Here is a 17,882-nt window from a genome sequence, read left to right as displayed (position 1 = left end):
GCAAACGTTTGCTAGCTGTGAATGAGTTGTAAACCGTTAGCCGAATCATCCAAAAGGATCGGCACAAAAAAAAGAAAAAGGAGCGTTACCGATGAAACTGAGCAGCACCGCGATACTGGCCTTGGCCATCAGCAGCATTACCGCAACGGCTTTCGCAGAATCCCAGAGCCAGGCGGTCACCCCGGTGACCCTCAAGACCACCAGCGAGCAAAGCGAAGCCAAAGGCTTCATCGACGGTCAATCCGTCACGGGTAGCACGCGCAACTGGTACGCCAACGAGCAATTCAAGCGCGGCACGAAACTCACCTATCGCAAGAACGGCGAAGCACGCGAGACCGACCGCCGGATCAACTGGCTGCAAGGCACCATCATCAAGTACAACTCGGGTTTCACTGAAGGCACCGTAGGCTTCAGCACCGAAGTGGCTGCCTACAACGCCATCGCCCTGGACCAGGACCGCAAGGACCTGGCGTCCAACAACGGCGGCGCACCGACCACCCGTCCTGGCGCCGGCAACAACCGTACCCTGACCCGCGAAGGCGGCGACGCCGTGGGCCAGTGGAGCAAACTGGGCCTGGCCAACCTCAAGGCCCGCGTGTCCAACACCACCCTGACCGCCGGTCGCCAGAACTTCAGCAGCCCGATGGTCGACGTCATCGGCAACCGTGCCCTGCCTTCCAGCTTCCAGGGTGTGAGCCTGCACAGCGAAGAATTCGAAAACCTGGCGTTCGACATCGCCACCTTCGACCGCAACTCGCCGCGTACCGAACAGAGCCAGCGCAAGTTCCGCTCCGAATACGGTGACAGCAGCGTCGAGACCGATCACGTCAACACCGCTGGTATCACCTACCAGCCATTGGCCAGCCTGAAAACCAGCCTGTGGGCGACCGAAGCCGAGGACATGTGGAACCAGTACTACTTCGGCGCCACCCATGAACTGGGCGACAGCTCGGTGCTGAGCCTGACCACCGGCCTGAACTACTACAAGACCGTGGATTCAGGCAAAAGCAAGCTGGGCGAGATCGACAACGACACCTACTCCCTGTCGTTCGGCCTGACGCACCAGGCCCATAGCCTGACGTTCTCGTACCAGGAAGTGAACGGTAACGAGTACTTCGACTACCTGCACGAAACCAACGGCATCTACCTGGCCAACTCCCTGCTGTCGGACTTCAACGGCCCGAACGAGAAATCCTTCCAGATCGCCTACGGCCTGAACATGGCTGAATACGGCGTGCCAGGCCTGAAGTTCAACATCTACCAGGCGCGCGGCTGGGGCATCGACGGTACGCACTACAACAGCACCGGTTATAGCGACGTGCGGGCCATGGACGGTGAGCACCACTATGAATACGGCGTCGGCGCGTCCTATGCCGTACAGAGCGGCCCTCTGAAAGCCACCGCGATCCGTGCGACCTACACCGCACACCGCGCCAGCGAAAACCAGGCCGACGGCAGCCTCAACGAGTTCCGCCTGGTCACCACCATTCCGTTCAACATTCTCTAAACTGCCACCGGGCGGTCGACTCACGAGGTCGTCCGCCCGGTCTTTTGCCATTACCCGATTGCAGAGGATTGACGATGAACATGATTCCCCTACGCGCCGCCATCGCCGCCGCGCTGCTGAGCGTTGCCGTTGGCGCCACGGCCAAGCCCCTGGTGGTTTGCACAGAAGCCAGTCCGGAAGGCTTCGACATGGTCCAGTACACGACTGCAGTCACCGCCGATGCCGTGGCGGAAACCATTTTCAATCGCCTGGCCGATTTCAAGCCCGGCACCACTGAAGTGATTCCGGCCCTGGCCGAATCCTGGGACATCAGTGACGACGGCCTGGCGTACACCTTCCACCTGCGCAAGGGCGTCAAGTTCCACACCACCGACTATTTCAAGCCGACCCGCGACATGAACGCCGACGACGTGGTCTGGAGTTTCCAGCGCCAGCTGGACCCGAACCACCCCTGGCACAAACTGTCGAGCGTGGGTTTCCCGTACTTTGAAAGCATGGGCTTCAAGGAGCTGCTGAAAAACGTCGAGAAAGTCGACGAGCACACGGTCAAGTTCACCCTGACCCGCCGCGAAGCGCCGTTCCTGGCCGACATCGCCATGGCGTTCTCTTCGATCTACCCGGCTGAATACGCCGACCAGTTGCTCAAGGCAGGCAAGGCCGGCGACTTGAACAGCAAGCCGATCGGCACCGGACCGTTCGTGTTCCAGCGCTATAACAAGGACGCCCAGGTTCGCTTCAAGGCCAACCCGGACTACTTCCGCGGCAAGCCACCGGCGGATGCGCTGGTATTGGCCATCGCCACCGACAACAACGTGCGCATGCAGAAGCTCAAGACCAACGAATGCCAGATCGCGCTGTATCCAAAACCCGATGACATCCCCAGCATCAAGAAAGACCCGAACCTGAAGGTCACCGAGCTGGACGCGATGACCGTCTCGTATACCGCGTTGAACACCAGCAAGAAGTACATGAGCGACGTGCGGGTGCGCAAAGCCATCGACCTGGCCTTCGACAAGGAAGCCTACGTCAACGCGCTGTTCGGCAAGGGCAACGCCACCGTGGCGGTCAACCCCTACCCGCCGACACTGCTGGGTTTCAACCACGACCTGAAGAACCCGACCCGCGACTTGGACAAGGCGCGCCAGTTGCTCAAGGAAGCCGGCGTGCCGGAAGGCACCGTGTTCACCCTGTTCACCCGCAACGGTGGCGGCCCGACCAACCCCAACCCGATGCTCGGCGCGCAAATGATGCAGGCCGACCTGGCAAAAGTCGGGATCAAGGTCGACATCCGCGTGATGGAATGGGGCGAAATGCTCAAGCGCGCGAAAAACGGCGAGCACGACATGGTGTCCGCCGGATGGGCGGGCGACAACGGCGACCCGGATAACTTCCTGACGCCTATGCTCAGTTGCGAAGCCGCCAAGAACGGCGAAAACTACGCGCGCTGGTGCAATGAGAAATTCCAGGCGCTGCTCGACCAGGCACGCGCCACAGTGAACCCCGAGGAGCGCGCGAAGCTCTATGAGCAGGCCCAGGTGATTTTCAACCAGGACCAGCCTTGGATCAGCATGGCCCACACCCGCATGTTCACGGCAATGCGCAAGAACGTAGAGGGCTACGTGATTAGCCCGCTCACCACCAACAACTTCGCCACCACCCAGGTGAAGTAGATAAGGGTTTGAACGGAAAGTCGCCGAGCGGCGATCAGGCAAGGCGAAAACAGGCGAGGAAGCGGAGTTTACGGGTTGTAAATGAGCATTCCGAGCCTGTTTTCAACGCAGCATGATCGTCGCGCAGGCACTTTCCGTTCAAAGCCAAGAAAACGCCCGGCAACCTTCACCCAAGGATTGCCGGGCACGCCTAACCGGCTGATGAGGTACACCTGAAGATGTTTAGTTTTATTGCCCGCCGACTGGGATTATTGATCCCCACGTTCTTCGGCATCACCTTGCTGACCTTCGCGTTGATTCGCATGATCCCCGGCGACCCCGTGGAAGTGATGATGGGCGAACGTCGGGTCGATCCCGAAATGCATGCACAGGCAATGGAACGCCTTGGCCTCAACAAACCGCTGTATGCCCAATACCTGGACTACATCGGCAAACTGGCCCAGGGCGATCTCGGCGAATCGCTGCGCACCCGTGAAAGCGTCTGGACCGAGTTCAGCTCCCTGTTTCCCGCGACCCTGGAACTGTCCATGGCCGCCCTGTTGTTCGCCGGTATCCTGGGCCTGCTGGCCGGGGTGATTGCGGCACTCAAGCGAGGATCCCTGTTCGACCATGGGGTGATGGGCATCTCCTTGGCGGGGTATTCGATGCCGATCTTCTGGTGGGGCCTGATCCTGATCATGTTCTTCTCGGTGTCCCTGGGCTGGACGCCGGTGTCGGGACGGATCGACCTGCTCTACGACATCGAGCCGAAAACCGGCTTCATGCTGATCGACACGCTGCTGGCCGACGAACCGGGCGCATTCCTCGATGCCCTGCATCACCTGATCCTGCCGGCCATCGTGCTGGGCACCATTCCGCTGGCGGTGATCGCCCGCATGACCCGCTCTTCGATGCTCGAAGTGCTGCGCGAAGACTACATCCGCACCGCCAAGGCCAAGGGCCTGTCGCCATCGCGCGTGGTGTTCGTGCATGGCCTGCGCAACGCGCTGATCCCGGTGCTGACCGTGGTCGGCCTGCAAGTCGGCACGCTGCTGGCCGGTGCGGTCCTGACCGAAACGATCTTCTCCTGGCCGGGCATCGGCAAGTGGCTGATCGAAGCCATTGGCGCCCGGGACTACCCCGTGGTGCAGAACGGCATCCTGTTAATCGCCTGCCTGGTGATTCTGGTCAACTTCGTCGTGGACATCCTCTACGGCTTTGCCAACCCACGCATCCGTCACCAGCGCTGAGATCAAGACCATGAGTACTCCAACTACCGCGGTAGCAGTCGATCAAAGCCTGCTGTACCCGTCCCCGTACAAAGAATTCTGGCAGGCGTTTTCCCGCAACAAGGGCGCCGTCGCCGGGCTGCTGTTCATGATCCTGATCGTGTTCTGCGCGATCTTCGCGCCGTGGGTCGCGCCGCACGACCCGAGCGAGCAATACCGCGACTTCCTGCTGACGCCGCCGGCGTGGCTTGAAGGCGGGCAGATGCAGTTTCTGCTGGGCACCGACGAACTGGGCCGCGACCTGCTGTCGCGCCTGATCCAGGGTTCGCGGCTGTCGCTGCTGATCGGCTTGTCATCGGTGGTGATGTCGTTGATTCCGGGCATTCTGCTGGGGCTGTTCGCCGGGTTCTTCCCGCGCATCCTCGGCCCGACCATCATGCGCCTGATGGACATCATGCTCGCCCTGCCGTCGCTGCTGCTGGCCGTGGCGATCGTCGCCATCCTCGGCCCAGGCCTGATCAACACCGTGATCGCCATCGCCATCGTCTCGCTGCCGTCCTACGTGCGCCTGACCCGTGCCGCCGTGATGGGCGAGCTGAACCGCGACTACGTGACCGCCGCCCGCCTGGCCGGCGCCGGCCTGCCGCGCCTGATGTTCATCACCGTGCTGCCCAACTGCATGGCACCGCTGATCGTCCAGGCGACCTTGAGCTTTTCCTCGGCGATCCTCGACGCCGCCGCCCTGGGCTTCCTCGGCCTCGGCGTCCAGCCACCGACCCCTGAGTGGGGCACCATGCTGGCTTCGGCCCGCGACTACATCGAACGCGCCTGGTGGGTCGTGAGCCTGCCTGGCTTGACCATTTTGCTCAGCGTGCTGGCAATCAACCTGATGGGCGACGGGCTGCGCGATGCGCTGGACCCGAAACTCAAGAATGCCGCCTGAGGAGATTCCCATGTCACTGCTAGAAATCAAGAATCTCAACGTCCGCTTCGGCGACGCCACCGCCGTGCCGGTGGTCGACGGCCTCGACCTGAGCGTAGACAAAGGCGAAGTCCTGGCGATCGTCGGCGAATCGGGCTCGGGTAAATCCGTGACCATGATGGCGCTGATGGGCCTGATCGAGCACCCCGGCATCGTCACCGCCGATGCGCTGAACTTCGACGGCAAGAACATGCTCAAGCTGAGCAACCGCCAGCGCCGGCAGATCGTCGGCAAGGACCTGGCGATGGTCTTCCAGGACCCGATGACCGCGCTCAACCCCAGCTACACCGTGGGCTTCCAGATCGAAGAAGTGCTGCGCCTGCACCTGAAGATGTCCGGCAAGGCCGCCCGCAAGCGCGCCATCGAGCTGCTGGAAAAAGTCGAGATCCCCGGCGCCTCCAGCCGCATGGACGCCTACCCGCATCAATTGTCCGGCGGCATGAGCCAGCGCGTGGCGATTGCCATGGCGATTGCCGGCGAGCCGAAGCTGCTGATCGCCGACGAACCGACCACCGCCCTCGACGTGACCATCCAGGCCCAGATCATGGACCTGCTGCTGGCCCTGCAAAAAGAGCAGAACATGGGCCTGGTGCTGATCACTCACGACTTGGCCGTCGTCGCTGAAACCGCCCAGCGCGTGTGCGTGATGTACGCCGGCCAAGCCGTGGAAGTGGGCAAGGTGCCGCAGCTGTTCGACATTCCGGCTCATCCGTACAGCGAAGCGCTGCTCGCGGCGATTCCGGAACACAGCATGGGCGCCGAGCGACTGGCGACCTTGCCCGGCATCGTCCCCGGTCGCTACGACCGTCCGCAAGGTTGCTTGCTGTCGCCGCGCTGCCCGTACGTGCAGGACAACTGCCGTCAACAACGTCCAGGCCTCGATCCGAAATCCAACAGCCTCGCCCGCTGCTTCTACCCGTTGAACCAGGAGGTGGCGTGATGGCCGTCGTACTTACCGCCCGTGACCTGACCCGTCATTACGAAGTGTCCCGTGGCATGTTCAAGGGCCATGCGACCGTGCGCGCCCTCAACGGTGTGTCGTTCGAACTGGAAGCCGGCAAGACCCTGGCCGTGGTGGGCGAATCCGGTTGCGGCAAATCCACCCTCGCCCGGGCCCTGACGCTGATCGAAGAGCCGTCCGCCGGCTCCTTGAAGATCGCCGGGCAAGAAGTGGCCGGCGCCAACAAGGCCGAACGCAAGCAGCTGCGCAAAGACGTGCAGATGGTCTTCCAGAGCCCTTACGCGTCCCTCAACCCGCGGCAGAAAATCGGTGATCAACTGGCCGAGCCATTGCTGATCAACACCAGCCTGTCGGCCACCGAACGGCGCGAGAAAGTCCAGGCGATGATGAAGCAGGTGGGCCTGCGTCCCGAGCACTACCAGCGCTACCCGCACATGTTCTCCGGCGGCCAGCGCCAGCGCATCGCCCTGGCCCGCGCCATGATGCTGCAGCCCAAGGTGCTGGTGGCGGATGAGCCAACGTCGGCGCTGGACGTGTCGATCCAGGCCCAGGTGCTGAACCTGTTCATGGATTTGCAGCAGGAATTCAACACCGCCTACGTGTTCATTTCCCACAACCTGGCGGTGGTGCAGCACGTGGCTGACGACGTGATGGTGATGTACCTCGGCCGCCCGGTGGAAATGGGCCCCAACGAGTCCATCTACAGCCGCCCACTGCACCCTTACACCCAGGCGCTGCTGTCGGCCACCCCGACCATCCACCCGGACCCGAACAAGCCGAAGATCAAGATCGTCGGCGAACTGCCCAACCCGCTCAACCCGCCGTCCGGCTGCGCTTTCCACAAGCGCTGCCCGTATGCCACCGAGCGTTGCAAGGCTGAAGAGCCGGCGTTGCGGCCGTTGGATAACCGGCTGGTGGCGTGTCACTACGCCGAGCGGTTCCTCGACGGCGCGGCGTGAGGCTAAAAGGCTAAAAGGCTAAAAGGCAGCAAAGCACTTAAGGCAGAAAAGCCCTTGTGGCGAGGGAGCTTGCTCCCGCTGGACTGCGCAGCAGTCCCCAAAAAGGGCCGCTACGCGCCCCAGCGGGAGCAAGCTCCCTCGCCACGGGCAATAAAAAACCTCCAGTCCGATCAGGGCTGGAGGTTTTTTATGTCGGACATCTACGTCTGGCTATCGCCCTCCGCATCCTCATCGTCATCCGGCGTGTCGATTGGCGAACCATCATCATCCTCGCCATCATCCGGATCGCCTGCATCCGCATCGGTCGCGGCAAGCATCAACTCGCCCTGCGCCACCGATCCGCTCGATGCATGTTTTTCATGCTCATCGCACTCAGCCCAGGCAACCGTTGAACCGAGGGACAGCATCACCAATACCTTCAGCAAAAACATCATGCGTAGCAGATTATTCATAGCCATTTCCTTCTTTTCCGGATTAAAGCCGGGGCCCGACGGCATTCAAGAGAATCTAGTTCTGAACTGCCCGGTTCACCAGATAAGACGCCACCGAACCATCAGAAATGCCCCCGCACGACAGAATGGTTTCGAATAAGCGTTATCTCAAAACCAACTAACACCCAAACCCAGTGTGGGAGCGAGCCTGCTCGCGAAGAGGCCGGCACATCCAACATCCAGGCAAGCTGACCCACCGCTATCGCGAGCAGGCTTTGCTCCCACAGGTTGGGTCCACGAGATTGGTGTGAAGACCCCGGCCACTTTAACGGCAGGCATCGAGCCTTACAGACAAATACCCAGGCACACGGAGTGCTAGTCCCGAGGCTACATCGCCTTGCGCCTTTGCCTACAACTAAGCCAGAATCCGCCCGCTTGTGCGCCTGGGGGCGGGACTTTATGGTTACCGGGTCGCTGAAAATCAGCGGTCGGGTTTAGCGACCTGAACCATAGGCACGTAAGCAACCATGCTTTATTGCGGGATTTCATCGCAATTACGTTATGGCGGCTGTATGTGGGAGACCTTCGGGTCTGCCGGGTGCCTATGTCCGGTTCGCTAACCTGCGTGCAGTCGCCACCATTCTGTTTAGCGACAGGTCTTGGCGGCTTCTATTCCCCATAGGAGCGTTACCATGTTCAAAGCCACACCCAACCCACCAGAATCAGACCCAACATCTTCCTACTCCAGCCTAGACCCGGAAAAATTCCGCCAACGCCATGATCAGCGACCTGGCATTCGACCTTGAAGGCTCTCGTCGACAGGTTGCGATGGGGATCCTGCAAGTGATTGAGGTCAGTGAATTGCTGGCGAACCGGGCGCTGGATATCGCCGATCCACGTTAGCAACTTGCTCCAATGAAAGGGCTGGACCTCAGCCCGGCAGCCCGCTTTTATGCAAGCTGACCCACCGCCATCGCGAGCAAGCTCGCTCCCACAGGGGAGTTTCGGCTGACCGGGAAATTGAGTACTGGCACAGGCCCCATGTGAGGCAGGGGGTTGGACACAGTTGCAGTGCCCAACACAAATCCCCTGTGGGAGCGAGCTTGCTCGCGAAGACGGCGGCACATTCAACATAAATGCTGACTGATCCAGCGCTATCGCGAGCAAGCTCGCTCCCACAATGGGTCACACTTGATACTTAGTGATGCTCCCGCGTCGCACGGAACTTCACGTCCGGCCAGCGCTCTTCCATCAGCGCCAGGTTGACCCGTGTTGGCGCCAGGTAGGTCAAATGCCCACCACCATCCAGCGCAAGGTTTTCCACGGCCTTGTTGGAGAATTCCTCGAGCTTTTTCTTGTCGTCGCATTCAATCCAACGAGCGGAATACACGGTGATCGGCTCGTAGGAGCATTCGACCTTGTATTCCTCTTTCAAGCGGCTGGCGACGACGTCGAACTGCAGCACACCGACGGCACCCAGGATGATGTCGTTGCTGCGCTCCGGGAAGAACACCTGGGTGGCGCCCTCTTCGGCCAGTTGCTGCAGGCCTTGGCGCAGTTGCTTGGACTTGAGCGGGTCCTTCAGGCGCACGCGGCGGAACAGTTCCGGGGCGAAGTGCGGGATACCGGTGAAGCCCAGGGCCTCGCCTTCGGTGAAGGTGTCGCCGATCTGGATGGTGCCGTGGTTGTGCAGGCCGATGATGTCACCGGCGAAGGCCTCTTCCAGTTGCTCGCGCTCCGAGGAAAAGAACGTCAGGGCGTCGCCGATGCGCACGTCCTTGCCGGTGCGCACGTGGCGCATCTTCATGCCTTTTTCGTACTTGCCAGAGCAGATGCGCATGAAGGCGATGCGGTCGCGGTGCTTGGGGTCCATGTTCGCCTGGATCTTGAACACGAAGCCGGCGAACTTTTCTTCCACCGGCTCCACGGTGCGTTCGTTGGCGACACGGGCCAGCGGACGCGGGGCCCAGTCGACTACCGCGTCGAGCACATGGTCGACGCCGAAGTTGCCCAGGGCGGTCCCGAAGAACACCGGGGTCAGTTGGCCGTCGAGGAATTCCTGCTGGTTGAACTCATGGCAGGCGCCCTGCACCAGTTCCAGTTGCTCGACAAAACGATCGTACTCGTCGCCCAGGTGGGCGCGGGCTTCGTCGGAATCGAGCTTCTCGATGATCTTGACTTCGGTGCGCTCGTGCCCGTGACCGGCGGTGTAGACGATGATGTAGTCGTCGGCCAGGTGGTACACGCCCTTGAAGTCGCGGTAGCAACCGATCGGCCAAGTGATCGGTGCGGCCTTGATCTTCAGGACCGCTTCGATCTCGTCGAGCAATTCGATCGGGTCGCGGATGTCACGGTCGAGTTTGTTGATGAAGCTGACGATCGGCGTGTCCCGCAGACGGCAGACGTCCATCAGCGCGATGGTCCGTGGCTCGACGCCCTTACCGCCGTCGAGGACCATCAAGGCCGAGTCCACCGCGGTCAGGGTGCGGTAGGTGTCTTCGGAGAAGTCTTCGTGGCCCGGGGTGTCGAGCAGGTTGATCATGTGCTCGCGATACGGGAACTGCATGACCGACGTGGTAATGGAAATACCCCGTTGTTTTTCCATTTCCATCCAGTCGGAGGTGGCATGGCGGTCGGACTTGCGGGATTTCACCGTGCCGGCCACCGCAATCGCCTTGCCCATCAGCAAGAGCTTTTCGGTGATGGTGGTCTTACCGGCATCGGGGTGGGAAATAATGGCGAAAGTGCGGCGTTTCGCGACTTCGGCGGCCTGTTTGGTCATGGGAAATCGCCTGGCAGGTGATTCAAAAAAGGGCGGCGATTATAGCTCAACTTGTGCCAGGAACCGAACCGTTGAGCATATCCGGGGTGGCCAAATGCTGCCCCACATGGGAACCTTTTGCCCCGTGGAGACGTCCACCCCCCTGATACGCGCAACCGTCAGGGCCTGAAAAATCAGCAAGTTAGCCTGACGAGGCTGCGCTCATGGCTCGCTTTGACGGTCGTTTTACCGGCCTCGAAAAGAGCTGCTTCTCGCGAACGTTTTCCCGGCAACCCGTGATGGTTTGCCGCCCGGGGAGGCGTGCGCCGACTGAAAGACAAAGGAGTCCGCCTGTGGCTATCCGCTATGGCAAAGGGCTTATCGGGGGTGCGGTCGTCGTCGCCCTCCTGGCCCTGTTGGTCCACTGGATCGGCATCGATACGATCCAACGCTACCGCGACGATCTGCTGTTCTACCTGCAAGCGCACCTGATGCTTGTACTGGCTTCCATGTTGGCGGCCCTGATGGTTGGCATCCCCGCCGGCATCGTCCTCAGCCGCCCCGGCATGGTCGGGCGCGCCGAACGCTTCATGCAAGTGTTCAACATCGGCAATACCGTGCCGCCCCTGGCTGTGCTGGCCATCGCCCTCGGCATCCTGGGCATCGGCAGCGGGCCCGCCATCTTCGCCCTGTTCCTCGCCTCGCTGTTGCCCATTGTGCGCAACACCTATGAAGGCCTGAAAAACGTCCAGGGCTCCCTCAAGGAAGCCGCCGTCGGCATCGGCATGACCCCGCGCCAGGTGCTGTGGAAAGTCGAGTTGCCCAACGCCGTGCCGATCATCGTCGGTGGCGTGCGCGTAGCGTTAGCGATCAACGTCGGCACCGCCCCGCTGGCTTTCCTGATCGGTGCCAACAGCCTCGGCAGCCTGATCTTCCCCGGCATTGCCTTGAACAACCAGCCGCAATTGTTGCTCGGCGCCGCCTGCACGGCGCTGCTGGCATTGCTGCTCGACGGTCTGGTGACACTCGCCAGCCGCCTCTGGCTGGAACGTGGCTTGCGCCCGTCCTGAGCCTGGCTGGATAAAGGAATCGTTATGAAGAAGTTGAGCTTGATCCTGGGCTGCCTGTTGCTGTTCGCAGGGTTTGCCCAAGCCGCAGAAAGACCGCTGATCCGCCTCGGCGCCCGGGTGTTCACCGAGCAGACACTGCTGGCGGAAATCACCGCGCAGTATTTGCGCAGCAAGGGCTACGACGCGCAGGTCACCGGCGGCCTGGGCAGCACCCTGGCCCGCAGTGCCCATGAGACCGGGCAATTGGACCTTCTGTGGGAATACACCGGCGTGTCACTGGTTTCCTACAACCATGTCACCGAGAAGCTCGACAGCGCCCAGTCCTACGCCCGGGTGAAAGAACTCGACGCGAAAAAAGGCCTGGTCTGGCTCGCACCGTCGAAATTCAGCAACACCTACGCCCTGGCCCTGCCGGAGAAAGTCGCGAAGAAATACCCGCAGATCAACTCCATCAGCCAGTTGAACGCGGTGTTGCAGGCCGAGGCCGACGAGCACCATCTGGTGGCGCTGGACACCGAGTTCGCCAACCGCTCCGACGGTCTGGCCGGCATGGTCGAACAGTACGGCATGAACCTGACCCGCAAGAACATCCGGCAAATGGACGCGGGCCTGGTTTACACCGCCCTGCGCAACAGCCAAGTCTTCGCCGGCTTGGTCTACACCACCGACGGGCGCCTGAATGCGTTCAAATTGAAGCTGCTGGAAGACGACAAGCATTACTTCCCCGACTACACCGCCGCGCCGGTGGTGCGCCAGGCATTCCTCGATACGCATCCGCAATTGGCCGCGCAGCTCAAGCCCCTGGCCGAGCTATTCGACGATGAAACCATGCGCCAGCTCAACGCCCGGGTAGACGTCGATCACGAAAGCCCTTCCGCCGTTGCCGCCGATTTCCTGCGCCAGCATTCGCTGCTCTCAACCCAATGACCTGGAGGAAAAGCCATGGATTTTCTTGACGCCTTTTCCCATCTGGACTGGCCGCTGGTGCTGCACCTGACCTGGCAGCACATTACCCTGGTGGGCATCGCCGTGACCCTGGCGATTGTCGCCGGTGTGCCACTGGGCATTTTCATGACCCGCTTCCCGGCGCTTGCCGGCCCTCTGCAAGCCAGCGCCACGGTGCTGCTGACGATCCCGTCAATCGCGCTGTTCGGGCTGCTCTTGCCGTTCTACTCCAAGTTCGGCCAGGGCCTGGGGCCGATGCCGGCGATCACCGCGGTGTTTCTCTACTCACTGTTGCCGATCATGCGCAACACCTACCTGGCCCTGACCGGCGTCGAACCGGGCATCCGTGAGGCCGCTCGCGGCATCGGCATGACCTTCGCCCAGCGCCTGCGCATGGTCGAACTGCCCATCGCCGTGCCGGTGATCCTGGCCGGCGTACGCACCGCCGTGGTCATGAACATCGGCGTCATGACCATCGCCGCCACCATCGGCGCCGGTGGGCTGGGCGTGCTCATCCTCGCTTCCATCAGCCGCAGCGACATGTCGATGCTGATCGTCGGCGCCGTGTTGGTCAGCCTCCTGGCCATCTTCGCCGACCTGCTTCTGCAATGGCTGCAACGCTCGCTGACCCCAAAAGGATTATTGAAATGATCGAACTTCAGAACCTCAGCAAAACCTTCAAGAGCAACGGCAAAGACGTCAAGGCCGTGGACTCGGTGAACCTGACCGTCAACGAAGGCGAGATCTGCGTGTTCCTCGGGCCGTCGGGCTGTGGCAAGAGCACCACGCTGAAAATGATCAACCGGCTGATCCCGCCCACCTCGGGCAAGGTCTTGATCAACGGCGAAGACACCACCGGCCTCGACGAAGTGACCCTGCGCCGCAACATCGGCTACGTGATCCAGCAGATCGGTCTGTTCCCGAACATGACCATCGAGGAAAACATCACCGTGGTCCCGCGCCTGCTGGGTTGGGACAAGCAGAAATGCCACGACCGTGCCCGCGAATTGATGAGCATGATCAAGCTCGAACCCAAGCAATACCTGCATCGCTATCCCCGTGAACTGTCCGGCGGCCAGCAGCAACGAATCGGCGTGATCCGCGCCCTGGCGGCCGATGCGCCACTGCTGCTGATGGACGAACCGTTCGGCGCAGTCGACCCGATCAACCGCGAGATGATCCAGAACGAGTTCTTCGAGATGCAACGGGCGCTGAACAAGACCGTAATCATGGTCAGCCACGACATCGACGAGGCCATCAAGCTGGGGGACAAGATCGCGATCTTCCGCGCCGGCAAGCTGGTCCAGTGCGATCACCCGGACACGCTGCTGGCGCACCCGGCCGACGAGTTCGTCAGCAACTTCGTCGGCCAGGACAGCACGCTCAAGCGCCTATTGCTGGTCAAGGCCGAAGACGCGGCGGACAACGCCCCGTCGGTCAGCCCCGAGACGCCGGTGGCCGAGGCGCTGGAGTTGATGGACGAACACGACCGGCGCTACGTCGTGGTCACCTGTGCCGAGAACAAGGCCCTGGGTTACGTCCGCCGTCGCGACCTGCACCGCCAGACCGGCACGTGCGGACAATACCTGCGCGAGTTCAACGCCACCGCCGCCTACGACGAACACCTGCGGATCCTGCTGTCGCGCATGTACGAGTTCAATCGCTCGTGGCTGCCGGTGCTGGATGCCGAGCGGGTGTTCCTGGGCGAAGTGACCCAGGAATCGATTGCCGAGTACCTGAGCTCCGGTAAGTCTCGCGGGGGCAAGACCAGTATTGTTTCGCCCGCCGAAATAGCGTCCACCTGACGCTTATAACTGGACCCGGAGCACCTGGGAAAACAACCATTGCGGACTGAGCTTGGTGAACACCGAATAGTTGATCTCTACGGTTCTGCCCTTGTTTTTCGATACCCAGTTCGGGTCAAGAACAAAAAGGTTGGGTCTACCGGCCGTCACCAACTGGTGGGGCGTATCAAGAATGCTCTCTCCCACGGCTCGTACGCGCAAGGTCGAGCCGGACGGAGCTGGAGCGTTGACCGTAACGGTCCGCGACGAGTAACTGGGCGCCGAAAGAAACAACGCCTGGGGATCAATCGTCAGAAAACGCGTCCCGGACTCCAGGGTTTCACCGGTGCCGCTTTTCGTGATGGTGTAGCTCACCGGGACGATGAGCCCGATGCTATCGATCACCTCGGTGCGGGGAATCTGCACCTGTTTGTTTGCCGGGAGGTCGCCATACACGACCGGCGGGCTACGGTACGGCACGCGGCCTCCCCAATGAATGCTCAAGCTATCGGCGGCCGCAATGCCATCGGTGGGTAATTGCACGATGAGATATTCATCTCGGTAGATGTCGCGGGTGCTAAGACGGTCGCCAGATTCGGCGCTGTAAGCCTTGGGGACGGTGGGCGCGACCAAAACAGGTGTAGGGATAACCGCAGAGACAGCCTGGTCCGTCTTCACATATTGGAAACTGAAATGACCTTGTGGGTTGGTGGGCAATGTGACACGGACGATGGGGACAAAGAGGCCGTTGGTGCGCTCATGAAATTTCTTTTGGTCGGTCCTGGAAGCTTCCAGATCGTTTGAGCCAGAGATCCAGAAGAATGCCTGGATAGGCAGCGGTGCCGGGTTTCTTTCCGCCCAGGCTTCGATTCGAAGTTCGTTGTGATCCTTGAAGTTGTACGCAGCGCCTCCGGCATCGAGTTCAACAAGCTTTCTGACTTGCAGTCCCGCATTGAAGTTAGCCACCGCTTGCTCATTCAACGCATCATTGACCATCCAGGCGCAACTGGCAGGATTTCCGTAACCCACCCTTCGAAAATGAACCAGCCAGGCCTTGGCAGTGAAAATATTCTGTTCATTGCAGGGCTTGCTCAAGGGGTAGACAAACTGAGTGATACTGTCACGGCAGCCTCGAGCGCCCGGTTTACTACGATAGACCGTGGCGCCATCGTAGGGGAAATAACAGAGGATCGAGGGCCTTATCTTTCCCTGTGGTGCGTGAAGGGTGGGATAAAAAATATAGCCATGCCGGGCGTCGTTGTTGCCCCAAGGCGCAGCACCAAACTTGGCGTCGGCCCTCAGGTAGGAAAACGAAACCGCACCGGTCGTCCTGGAAAATTCGCTATGGTCCCAAGGATCGAAGTTTCCTGCGTAGGTGGTGCGCGCTACGACACCTGAACATAAAAATGCCGGAGCCGTGGCAGAACCGCAGTTAACCGCAGTGTCGTAATAGCTGCGGGTCAAGGCAGCCGCCGTCGCTTCCCCTGATTGCGCGGTCTTATCCACCAGCGCTTCGCCAAAAGAAAGCGGAGAAAGACAAAAACCCGCCAGCAGTATCAACATCCTCTTTGATTCTTTACGAATAAAATTTGTCATGTTCTCTCCGTGATTCCGGACAGGCCAACAGGCTATCCCAGCCTTTTAATGAGGATTGCACCGGTTATCACCTGGCAACTTCATAATCACGTCATGGGCAACGTAGGGACGCGCGGGCTCAAGGCTCCACATCGATTTATTCTCGGCAATGTCGGGGGAATCAAGATGACATGCCAGCTGCCGGCGCATGCTGCTGCCCATGTTGTCGAAACTCCAGTCCTTGCGATTCGGGTCAAGGGCAGCAGCCTTGATCGCCAACTCGGCCAGGACGACGTTGGTTTTCCCTACGCCGGCTTTTCTACCGCACGCCGTAGGCGTGATCTTGAGTGATGAAGTTTTCCCAAGGACGGGCTCTATATAATTGTTATCCCACTCGATCTTTTCTATGTAGTTGTCGCAGGAACGACTGTCCACGGGGGGTTGAACCTGCTGATCGACGGAAACGTAAAGAAATTTCGCGTCTTCAGCGATCGAGTTCGGAAATTGTATTTTGACGATGGGCCTCCAAGTATTACCTTGCTCCACCCAACGGCGTTGATCATCTCGTGCGAGATCACGCGCGGTATACGTTTTCGTAGTTCTGTCAATATAATCCACACCACTTTCATAAATAAATGCGGCAATGGGAAGTTCCAGATACGTGGCCTTCGCCGAGTCACCATCACTGGCGACGGACGCATCAAACTTCACCCGTTCGCGGCTGCTCCAATCCCTTTTCCAGTATTTATTATCCGGCCAGGTTTCAATTCGCAGCTCCGTCTGGGTATGTATCGCATCGCCCTTTTCATCAGGATCGGTGGCAAGAATTTTCCGTGCTTCGATAAAGGTGTTGAATGCATCGGCCTTGTTATAGGTACCAAAGTAGTCTTTCGTGGTATCGAAACCGCATTGAAATTTATGTGCCTTGGTCGCCTCAGGATCCCGGGTTTGCCGGTTATAGTGCTCCATCCACGCCTTGGCATTGCTGATACTCAGTTTCTGGCAATGGTCCTCGACGACGCCCAGTGTATTCGCCTTCTCCTGGTAGTCACCACAACCGCTATTGGTTCGGTCATTCGTCCAGGAATCGATAGGAAAGGCACACAGCACTTTGATTTTGAACTGGGTCTTTTCATCCACAAAATCGTTTGGCGTAAAGGCAAAACCGTTGAACCTAAGCATGCCTAGCCCGTTGAACTCTGCATCTTTTCTTAAATATGAAACCGATGTGCCACCCGCCGCAATACCCGTCCCCCCAGCCTCAAGACTATGTGAAAACGGACTGGCATCCCACGGCAAATAACTTTGTTTACTGGCGATACCTCGAAGTATTAGCCCAGAGCAATCAGACGCCAGCCTGCCGCTTCCACAATCCCGTGCGGTCAATCGATACCAGTATTCCATCAATTTGGCGGTATCAGTGCCTGGATCTGCCTGTAACAGGCTGGAAGCTGATACAACCCCCAAAAACAAAGACGTATTTATTAACTGTATGACCCGACGCTTGCACATGATCTCTCCTAGCGCGCTTCGCGCTCAACTCGGCCAGCATTAAAAACCCGCTCAATAAAACTGCGCACTTGGACAAAATCCAAATACCTGCTCCATTGAGCGCTGGAAAAATCCGGCCTTCATTGTTCGGTAGTCACTTCGACGCGCCTACTGTCAGAACTTACAGTTCATAGAACTTATCTAAACGTTTTCCTCATAACCAACCGATCATTTATCAACAAACGAACTGAGGGAAGCGTCGAGGCACCATGGTCTATGCCGCTAATTAATGCGCTTGGTTGAACGCAGGAGCGGCGCGTCTTTTTTGAAAAATGCGGACGGCTCGATAGTCTAAAAACATCCGGGTATTTCAAAAGCGCCTAACGAAGTAGTCGCAATGTCCGCCTGATCGCGCTTTTCAGGGCGGCTTCGCCACCCAGCGGGAGCAAGCTCCCTCGCCACAAGAGCATGCGTGAAACCGATCCGAGGGAACGTCAATCTGTCACGCTGGTCGGTTACATCATGAGCTGTCGCGGGC

General features: G+C 59.8%; 14 protein-coding genes and 1 pseudogene. 11 read left to right on the top strand and 4 right to left on the bottom strand.

The features are described from left to right. Window positions 1-91 precede the first annotated feature (91 nt). The 6 genes from ACIPQ1_RS22965 to ACIPQ1_RS22940 all read left to right on the top strand — a co-directional run bounded on the left by ACIPQ1_RS22965 (window position 92) and on the right by ACIPQ1_RS22940 (window position 7,287). Window positions 92-1,507: an OprD family porin gene (locus ACIPQ1_RS22965; RefSeq protein WP_250964307.1), complete on the top strand. Its 1,416-nt coding sequence runs from the start codon at window positions 92-94 to the stop codon at window positions 1,505-1,507. A gap of 74 nt (window positions 1,508-1,581) precedes the next feature. Then, window positions 1,582-3,177 (top strand): ABC transporter substrate-binding protein, encoded by a 1,596-nt coding sequence (locus tag ACIPQ1_RS22960; protein WP_250964306.1) that lies wholly within the window; start codon window positions 1,582-1,584, stop codon window positions 3,175-3,177. 218 nt (window positions 3,178-3,395) lie between these two features. Then, window positions 3,396-4,406, top strand: a complete 1,011-nt coding sequence (locus tag ACIPQ1_RS22955) for an ABC transporter permease subunit (protein ID WP_053118417.1) — start codon at window positions 3,396-3,398, stop codon at window positions 4,404-4,406. A gap of 10 nt (window positions 4,407-4,416) precedes the next feature. Then, window positions 4,417-5,328: an ABC transporter permease subunit gene (locus ACIPQ1_RS22950; RefSeq protein ID WP_249876174.1), complete on the top strand. Its 912-nt coding sequence runs from the start codon at window positions 4,417-4,419 to the stop codon at window positions 5,326-5,328. Between the two features lie 10 nt (window positions 5,329-5,338). Continuing rightward, entirely contained in the window at window positions 5,339-6,307 is a 969-nt protein-coding gene (locus ACIPQ1_RS22945; RefSeq protein WP_446534822.1) for an ABC transporter ATP-binding protein, read from the top strand. Further along, a complete protein-coding gene (locus ACIPQ1_RS22940; RefSeq protein WP_446534821.1) occupies window positions 6,307-7,287 on the top strand; it encodes a peptide ABC transporter ATP-binding protein in 981 nt (326 codons plus the stop codon). The genes ACIPQ1_RS22945 and ACIPQ1_RS22940 overlap by 1 nt, the downstream gene beginning before the upstream one ends. A gap of 200 nt (window positions 7,288-7,487) precedes the next feature. Here ACIPQ1_RS22940 and ACIPQ1_RS22935 read toward each other — a convergent pair whose 3' ends face one another. After that, complete coding sequence (locus ACIPQ1_RS22935) at window positions 7,488-7,739, bottom strand: hypothetical protein (RefSeq protein ID WP_250964301.1); 252 nt, start codon at window positions 7,737-7,739, stop codon at window positions 7,488-7,490. A 744-nt stretch (window positions 7,740-8,483) separates the two neighbouring features. Between ACIPQ1_RS22935 and ACIPQ1_RS22930 the strand changes: the two are divergent. Further along, a pseudogene (locus ACIPQ1_RS22930) lies at window positions 8,484-8,621 on the top strand (DUF6124 family protein); the annotation flags it as partial. A 295-nt stretch (window positions 8,622-8,916) separates the two neighbouring features. Here the strand turns inward: ACIPQ1_RS22930 and ACIPQ1_RS22925 are convergent. After that, window positions 8,917-10,500 (bottom strand): peptide chain release factor 3, encoded by a 1,584-nt coding sequence (locus ACIPQ1_RS22925; RefSeq protein ID WP_250964300.1) that lies wholly within the window; start codon window positions 10,498-10,500, stop codon window positions 8,917-8,919. A 332-nt stretch (window positions 10,501-10,832) separates the two neighbouring features. Here ACIPQ1_RS22925 and ACIPQ1_RS22920 point away from each other — a divergent pair, with 332 nt between their 5' ends. From ACIPQ1_RS22920 to ACIPQ1_RS22905, 4 genes are read left to right on the top strand one after another with little or no spacing between them, the layout of a single operon-like run. After that, the gene (locus tag ACIPQ1_RS22920) at window positions 10,833-11,549 is read left to right on the top strand and encodes an ABC transporter permease (protein WP_250964299.1); all 717 of its coding nucleotides are present in this window, start codon (window positions 10,833-10,835) and stop codon (window positions 11,547-11,549) included. Window positions 11,550-11,573: 24 nt separating this feature from the next. Next, window positions 11,574-12,476: a glycine betaine ABC transporter substrate-binding protein gene (locus tag ACIPQ1_RS22915; protein WP_446534820.1), complete on the top strand. Its 903-nt coding sequence runs from the start codon at window positions 11,574-11,576 to the stop codon at window positions 12,474-12,476. Between the two features lie 15 nt (window positions 12,477-12,491). Continuing rightward, on the top strand, window positions 12,492-13,145 hold the full coding sequence (locus ACIPQ1_RS22910; RefSeq protein WP_446534819.1) for an ABC transporter permease: 654 nt from the start codon (window positions 12,492-12,494) through the stop codon (window positions 13,143-13,145). Further along, window positions 13,142-14,299, top strand: coding sequence for an osmoprotectant ABC transporter ATP-binding protein OsmV (locus ACIPQ1_RS22905; protein WP_446534818.1), 1,158 nt, complete (start codon window positions 13,142-13,144; stop codon window positions 14,297-14,299). The genes ACIPQ1_RS22910 and ACIPQ1_RS22905 overlap by 4 nt, the downstream gene beginning before the upstream one ends. A 3-nt stretch (window positions 14,300-14,302) precedes the next feature. On the opposite strand, the gene ACIPQ1_RS22900 is transcribed toward ACIPQ1_RS22905, so the two are convergent. Both ACIPQ1_RS22900 and ACIPQ1_RS22895 read right to left on the bottom strand, forming a co-directional pair. Further along, on the bottom strand, window positions 14,303-15,874 hold the full coding sequence (locus ACIPQ1_RS22900; RefSeq protein ID WP_446534817.1) for a hypothetical protein: 1,572 nt from the start codon (window positions 15,872-15,874) through the stop codon (window positions 14,303-14,305). Window positions 15,875-15,919: 45 nt separating this feature from the next. After that, entirely contained in the window at window positions 15,920-17,365 is a 1,446-nt protein-coding gene (locus ACIPQ1_RS22895) for a DUF2599 domain-containing protein (protein ID WP_446534816.1), read from the bottom strand. Between the last annotated feature and the right edge of the window lie 517 nt (window positions 17,366-17,882).

The sequence above is a fragment of the Pseudomonas sp. LARHCG127 genome (genome assembly GCF_052871455.1).
Note: the sequence above shows the minus strand (reverse complement) of the source record. Positions and strands in the feature narration are given on the sequence as shown.

Bases quoted from the DNA above. Each gene is read 5' to 3' on its own strand.
- ACIPQ1_RS22965 (WP_250964307.1), top strand. From the start codon at position 92: ATGAAACTGAGCAGCACCGCGATACTGGCCTTGGCCATCAGCAGCATT.
- ACIPQ1_RS22910 (WP_446534819.1), top strand. From the start codon at position 12,492: ATGGATTTTCTTGACGCCTTTTCCCATCTGGACTGGCCGCTGGTGCTG.
- ACIPQ1_RS22955 (WP_053118417.1), top strand. From the start codon at position 3,396: ATGTTTAGTTTTATTGCCCGCCGACTGGGATTATTGATCCCCACGTTC.
- ACIPQ1_RS22915 (WP_446534820.1), top strand. From the start codon at position 11,574: ATGAAGAAGTTGAGCTTGATCCTGGGCTGCCTGTTGCTGTTCGCAGGG.
- ACIPQ1_RS22950 (WP_249876174.1), top strand. From the start codon at position 4,417: ATGAGTACTCCAACTACCGCGGTAGCAGTCGATCAAAGCCTGCTGTAC.
- ACIPQ1_RS22935 (WP_250964301.1), bottom strand. From the start codon at position 7,739: ATGAATAATCTGCTACGCATGATGTTTTTGCTGAAGGTATTGGTGATG.
- ACIPQ1_RS22960 (WP_250964306.1), top strand. From the start codon at position 1,582: ATGAACATGATTCCCCTACGCGCCGCCATCGCCGCCGCGCTGCTGAGC.
- ACIPQ1_RS22925 (WP_250964300.1), bottom strand. From the start codon at position 10,500: ATGACCAAACAGGCCGCCGAAGTCGCGAAACGCCGCACTTTCGCCATT.
- ACIPQ1_RS22895 (WP_446534816.1), bottom strand. From the start codon at position 17,365: ATGTGCAAGCGTCGGGTCATACAGTTAATAAATACGTCTTTGTTTTTG.
- ACIPQ1_RS22945 (WP_446534822.1), top strand. From the start codon at position 5,339: ATGTCACTGCTAGAAATCAAGAATCTCAACGTCCGCTTCGGCGACGCC.
- ACIPQ1_RS22900 (WP_446534817.1), bottom strand. From the start codon at position 15,874: ATGACAAATTTTATTCGTAAAGAATCAAAGAGGATGTTGATACTGCTG.
- ACIPQ1_RS22905 (WP_446534818.1), top strand. From the start codon at position 13,142: ATGATCGAACTTCAGAACCTCAGCAAAACCTTCAAGAGCAACGGCAAA.
- ACIPQ1_RS22940 (WP_446534821.1), top strand. From the start codon at position 6,307: ATGGCCGTCGTACTTACCGCCCGTGACCTGACCCGTCATTACGAAGTG.